The 6,798-nt window shown below is 60.2% G+C and carries 3 protein-coding genes; 2 read left to right on the top strand and 1 reads right to left on the bottom strand.

Annotated elements, in window-relative coordinates; all coding sequences use genetic code 11:
* Together AC6FTP_RS24520 and AC6FTP_RS24515 are read left to right on the top strand one after the other, a co-directional pair.
* A partial coding sequence (locus AC6FTP_RS24520) for a peptidylprolyl isomerase (protein ID WP_497209538.1) occupies nt 1–783 on the top strand: 783 nt, incomplete at its 5' end.
* A 4-nt stretch (nt 784–787) separates the two neighbouring features.
* Nucleotides 788–5,218 (top strand): putative Ig domain-containing protein, encoded by a 4,431-nt coding sequence (locus AC6FTP_RS24515; protein WP_497209537.1) that lies wholly within the window; start codon nt 788–790, stop codon nt 5,216–5,218.
* Between the two features lie 827 nt (nt 5,219–6,045).
* Here the strand turns inward: AC6FTP_RS24515 and AC6FTP_RS24510 are convergent.
* Nucleotides 6,046–6,798 (bottom strand): ATP-binding protein (locus tag AC6FTP_RS24510; RefSeq protein ID WP_497209536.1); only part of this gene is annotated, 753 nt, incomplete at its 5' end.

Raw genomic sequence — 6,798 nt, 5'->3', positions numbered from 1 at the left:
CAAGCCGGACTGGAACGCGACCCCGAGACGGCGGCCCAGATTGAGTCGCTGCTCATCGCCCGCCTGCAGGAAGTGCGGCTCGCGCCCCAGCTCGCGGCCGTCAAAGTCTCCGATGACGAGGTGCGCGCCCGCTACGACGCGCAGCGCGCGAGTGCCTATACCCAGCCCGAAGCTGTGCGCGTGGCCCTGCTTTGGTTCAACACACGCGGCCAGCAACCGCTGGTCGATCGCTACCGCCCGCGCCTCGAGCGGATCCGCGCCGAGGTCACTGCTGGCGGGGACCAGTTCCCCGTCGCCGCCGGCTTCGGCCCCGCCGCCGTGGGTAACACCGAACACAAGCCCTCCCGCCTGATCGGCGGCGACCTCGGCTGGCTGGAACTCCGCCCCGGCAGCGACCCTTGGCACCAGGCGGTGCTGGAACTCGCCGCTCCGCTGCAAAACCCGGGCGACCTCAGCGGCATCGTGGCGAGCAAAGACGGTCTCTTCTTGGTGCGCCTGACCGAGCGGCGTTCCGCCAAGGTCCAGCCTTTTGAGGCAGTCAGCGAGGAGATTCGCCGAAGCCTGGTCGAGCAGCGCCGCCAGTCGCTACAAGAAGATTTCACCCGCCGCGTGCTTTCGACTGAGCGCGCCGAACGTTTTCCCGAGGCCCTCGCGGCGGTGGCAGATCTTCCCCCGAGGGGCGGCGCCCGCGCGCCGGGTCTAGTGCCAACGGCGCAACCGGCGAAGACACCGAAGACACCGAAGCCCCCCGCAAACGCACCCTTGAAACCGAAAGGAACTTGAATTCATGAACACCGGAGATTTACACCGAAACAGATTCCTTGTGCTGCTTGCAGCGTTGGTCTTCGACTGCGCCACGGGTGCCAGCGCACAGGGCTTCGATGAGCCTCCACTCGTCGTCCACGGCAAGGTGCTCAAAGTTGGGCAGGGCGGAGGGTATCAGTTCTTCAGCGGCACGCTGCGTGTGAAGCTGGTCAACAAGCAGAATGCCTCCCATGTGCTCGATTTCGAGATCCCCCTGCGCAAGGCAGGAGCAAACGGGGAATTTTCTTACCGGGCAGTGCTGGCCCAGGCAACCGCACCAGCAGCCGACGAGCTGGCGTCCACGCTTGCTGTCGGCACTGGAGCCACCACCTACACCATCCAGTCCGTCACGGTCAATGGTCATCCTGCCAGCCTGCTCGATCCGGGCCAGGCGGCTGAGATCTCCACCAGCTTCGCAGACCGGGGTAGGGAAATCCGCCTGGACTTCAAGACGGACTTCCTGACGCCGGATACGGACGGCGACGGTATCCCAGACTGGTGGGAACAGCTTTATGGCTTTGATCCCAACAACAAGGCGGATGCGCTGGCGGACGCGGACGGCGACAGGTGGAACACCCTCAAGGAGTTCCAACTCGGCACCAACCCGCGAACCGCGAACCGTGCCCCAGTCCTCCAGAACTCACTACTGGTGGTGACTGCGGGAGGCACTGCCGGGGTTTACTTGCCTATCGCAGACGCTGACACCACCGCCGCCAATATCAAGCTTACGCTCTTGGACACGGGGGGAGGTGGCTTGGCATGGAAACGGTCGGGGTCTGCTGTGGCGACTGGGGACTCGTTCAATTACGCGGACATCCTTGCCGGCAGCATCAGCATCGACGTTCCAATGGCATTCCAAAAAGGCACCACGCAGATTCGCATTGAGGACTTAAATACTGCCAATGTGCCACCGCAAGAGGTGGCGATCGTGATTGAAGCCTTTTCCCCAGGCCTGCGATGGGCTGGCGCGCCGGACGTGTGGCTTGATGCGGAAAAGCTGGGTGCCGCAGGTCCGGTGGTTGAGTGGGCGGATATTGCCACTGCCAGACGAGATGGTTATCAGCCGGCGGCGTCACGCCGCCCCGTCACCAATGGACTCGGCCGGGTGAGCTTTTCTGGAGGCCAGTTCTTCTATCTCGATGACAAGGACCTAGCCTTGGATGACGATTTTACGGCCTTTATGGTCTTTGGTCAGGGCACGGTCACCGCCTCAGAGCAGGCTTTGTTTTCCTCATCCGCGCTTAAGATATCGTTGGTACCTATTCTGAGAAATACCAGTTCCATGGGTCTTCAGGTGCTGCAGAACGGACGCCAAATCATGGGTCCGGCTCTTACTGGCGAAGCGTCCGCACAATTCACGCTGATGAGCAACTCCTCGGGTTCGGGTCTGGACGTTGGCCTGGGGCGGAGTCCGCAATTTGGCGGGCCCTCTCGCTTTTTGTCCCAAACAACCGCCCTGTCTCCGGCGCCTTCCTTCACGACGATTGGTGCGGCGCAGCCTTTGGCCGCATCCAGTGCTGGCAGTTCTTTTTCCGGAAGCCTACGCGAGGTCTTGTTCTTCGAAAGTTCTTTGACTGCCCGGATACGCTCGCTCATTCAGGATTATCAAAGTTCGCGATGGGATCGCGTCCGCGGCTGGAATTATCGTGACTCCGCCCTCCCGTTGGTAATGCACGGCGATGATACAGTTCCCAATACCATGAACGGCGGTGAGGCGGATGACCAAATCACTGGCGGTAGCAAGAACGACATTCTGAGAGGTGGTCCCGGTAACAACCGGGTCAGCGGTGGACGTGGGGAGGATCGTTTTTGCTTTGTGAGCGGCAGCAACGCAGACGTGATCACCGACTTCTCCGAGCAGGAAAACGACGTGATCGATCTGACAGAAGTTTTCGCCGGGAAAACAGGCGCGATTTCCCAATACCTCTCGGTGAAAACAGTTGTTACCCGGAGTGAAGGCAACGCGCCCAGGGTCGATTCGATTCTCCAGGTGAAGCACGCCGGGACAGGATCGGTCATCGACCAGACCATCACGCTGCAGGGTGTTGCCATCGGGAACACGGACCTCCCCCGCCTTGCCGGACTCGGGAAGTTGCAGATAGGACTCGTGCGGCCAGCTTCCGCTGGCGGCCCGACTCTGGACCTTCCAACCTCGCCCGTGGTTTACGAAGCCGAATCCGCCGAGGGCAAGGTGGTTACTCACAACATCTTTGCGTCCGACCCCATTGATGGAGCTCTGGCACCCATCATCACCCCGCCTAGCGGCACCCGCTTCCCTATTGGTGAAACTAAGGTCAATGTGGTCGCCATCAACAGCGCCGGGATGGCCAAAACCGGAGCTTTTACGGTGCGCGTGCGCGTCACGGTTGCACCCGCCATTGCATCCGCTCCTGAATCGCAATTGGTTGCACTGGGTTCAGCGGCTGGGTTCAGCAGGCCGGTCAGCGGAGCGGTGCTTAGATACCAATGGCTCAAAAACGGCGTTGCCATCGCTGGTGCAACCAATGTAATTTACACCTTGGCTTCGGCTTCCTTTGCCAATGCCGGCGAATATGCGCTGAAAGCCTCCAATGCCATCGGCAGCGCGATTTCCCCTGTGGCAGAACTCGGTGTGGTGGATACTTCGGCCAAAACTTATAAGCTAGGTGCGGGAGCCATCGCCACCTTCGCTACCGCGACGGCGGGCAACCAATTGACCTATGCATGGAAAAAGGACGGGGTTGACCTTCCGATAGATGCACGCATAACGGGAGCCGCGACCAAGACTCTCACTATCAAGAACCTCGCCACCAGCGACACGGGCGTTTACACCTGCGAAGTCACGGGTCCCGGTGGCAAGCTCAACGGTGGTGACAATACACTGGAGGTATTCAGCGGGAAGCCGGAAATCCTCACGCCGGTGGTCATGCCAGATGCCATTGTCAGCGGCAGCTACAGTTTCCCAATTCCAGTCAATGATTCCGCCGAACTCATCCCGACCAGTTACACTGCGACAGGCCTGCCAACGGGGTTGACCTGCAACGCGACGACGGGCGTGATCAGCGGCAAGCCAAGCGTCTCTAAAGCCACGCCATACGCCGTGACGCTCAAGGTCAGCAATGCCAAGGGAAGCGCCACTGCCACCAGCACGCTGCTGGTGCATGCCTTGCCTTCGACGGTCACAGGCACCTTCAATGGACTGGCAGATCGCAACACCGAGCTGAGCGGTCCAGCGGTAGGTAGCACGCTGCAAGGGCACGGTGGCATGCTTTCCAACCTGGTGATCACCAGCACGGGCAGTTTCACCGGCACGCTGCAACTCGAGGAAAAGAGTTACAGAATGCCCGGCGGCAGCAGGCTGGATGCGGCGCTGAATGCCGATGCGACCGCCACCGTGAATTTGGTGCGTGGCACTGCAAGTGACAGCATTCCCGATTTGACCCTAGAGTTCACCATCAACAAAGACACCGGCGAACTGGCCGGAACGCTCAGCGATGGAGGCGCAAGCGCAGCTCTGAGCCTCCACGGCTGGCGCCAAGCCGCCCCGACCAACGGGCGAACCGGTGCTTACACCGCCGCTTTGGATATTCAGGACCAAGTGCTGGTGGGCGACATTGCCTACCCGCAGGGCAATGGCTACCTGACCATGATCGTCAGTGCCGCGGGAATGGTGACGTGGGGCGGAAAGCTGGCCGATGGCACAGCGATCACCGGCAGCAGCGCGGTGGCAGCCGGGGGCGAAATCCCGTTTCATCAACTGCTCTACAACGCCAACTCAGCGGCCACCGCAGGATCAGCGCATGGTTGGGTGAAGATCAGCGACGACACCGCCCCGATTGTCAATGGCGGCAAAGCGCTACTGGACGGCACCATCGACTGGCTCAAGAAAACGCAAGCAACCAGCAGCACGACACGCAGCTACAAGCAAGGGATCCCGCTGCACAATCTGGCGGTGGCAGGAGGTCGCTATGCGGCCCCGACCAAAGGGCAGGTGCTGCTCGGATTGGTGGATGCGGGCGTGGGTACCACGAACGCATCGCTCAAGTTCTCCGAAGGCGGTCTAACCGGACCTGCCCCCATAGTTGGATCGGTGATGGCGTCCAAGGTGGGCTCAGTGCCGGTGCGCATCACCAGCACGAACAAAGTGATGATGCCAACTGCAGCCAACAATCCCGCGATCGTAACCTTGACGATCACCGCAAGCAGCGGGTTGATGAACGGCATCTTCACGTTGAAGAACGATCCCGATCCCACGGGCACAACGCCCCCGATCGCACTGCTGGAACGCACGGTGAACTACGCCGGGGTGCTGGTGCCTCGCTTGGGCATGGGCGTGGGCCAGTTCCAGTTAGCCGAACTGCCATCTCAGCAGGGAGCGGTGAAGACCACGCTGAGCACATCGCCGATCTGGTCGGGACAGGTCATCTTGAAATAATTCTCTGCGTGAACTATTCCAAAATCTCATCGTAGAATCAGAAATTCTCACAACATCAACTGCACAACATGAAAAGCGAAATAAAGACCAAATTTAGTCTGTCAATACTGCTTGTGACTGCCTTTCTGGCGGCTGGCGTGTTTATCCTCCCGGCCAAGGCCAACCGGCGGGGCGAGATGGGTTTCAGCACGCGCTCCTTGATGGGGTCCTATGCCTCGTCGGGAAGAGCTGGAGGTTACCTGTCCCGATCACTCGGCGTTACTTGGTTTGACGGTGCTGGGCGCGTGCGGCGGGTGGTTACTATTAACACTAGTGATGGCGCCGGTGGCCGCAAATTGTTGCAGGTGAGTTCGACCGGGACCTACACAGTCGCCCCAAACGGTTTGGGAACAGTCAAGCTATTAAATGTATTTGATACTGGCACGAGAAGCGAGGTTAATTTCGACATCGTTGTGAGCCGGAGTTCCCCAGCGATCGGGGGGCTTACGCCCTTGGCCGAAGAAATCACGGGCATCCAGCGCGAGCCCGGTCAGACCGCTTCGCTGGTGGAGGAGTCCTGGACACTTCGTTCTGGGCTATAGCTTGTGAGTTGTCAAAAAACAACGTCAAATCAGGCGAAAATAAAAGCAGAATCGAACCCACAAAAAACCCAATCCTTTGGTTCGGCCCCGCTTTCTTCCCCGAGTGCTCTGCCTCCGCCTTCCTAGCCTTCGCAATCTCCCGCTCGATTATCGCCTGCGTGACCCTCCACTGCTCCGGGTATGGGTTCGTGCTTCCCGCGTAGATGGGATTCAGGCAGATGTTCAGGATGTCTCCGCCGCTCAGGCCTATGGAAAGCCCCCGAGAACCGCGTAATCCGCCCGCACCCGCTCCGGGTTGGGCAGGTGAAGGGCGAACAACTCCCGGCGCATGGAGGCGTATGGAATGCGGAACTTGATGTGGCGCTGCAAAGCGGGGTCGTAGTTCTTGAACAGGTTAGTGGTCACGATCACCACGCCATCGAAGCGATCCAAATCCTGCATCAGGCAGTTGCGGTTCTGGTTGATGCTGGTGGAGCAGGACTCGCCGGTGGAGACGCGTTTGGAGAGCAGGCTGTCGGCTTCGTCGAAGAACAGCACGGCATTCTGGTCATGTGCCGCTTGGAACGCCGCTTTGATGTGCTTGGCGGTGTCACCGAGGTATTTCGATATGACCGCGCTGTAATCCACTTGGTAGAGCGGCTTGCTGAGGCGCAGTGCGATGCCAAGGGCAGCACGCGTCTTGCCTGTGCCGGGCGGGCCGTAGAAGTTGAGGATGCATCGGCCCTGCTGCGGCTGGATGCTGCTCAGGTTCCAGATGCGGTCCAAATCGGCGCGGATCTCCAGCGCTCGCAGGCCAGCGTGGATGTCCGTCTTCACCTCAGGATGCAGGATCATCTTGTCGAGGTCGTGGCGGGGCTCCGGCTGCACGAGTGACCCCACATCAGGGAGCGGTTCCTCTTCATCACGTCTTCGGCGGCGCGGGTTGCGATGATCGTCAGCAGTGGCGGCATCGGGTGGCAGTTCGATTTCAGGGTCGGTTCGTGTGGGCATGGTGGTGGA

The sequence above is a fragment of the Prosthecobacter sp. genome (assembly GCF_044378005.1).
In the GTDB taxonomy this organism is placed as follows: domain Bacteria; phylum Verrucomicrobiota; class Verrucomicrobiia; order Verrucomicrobiales; family Verrucomicrobiaceae; genus Prosthecobacter.
This window is presented reverse-complemented; position numbering and strand designations above follow the sequence as displayed.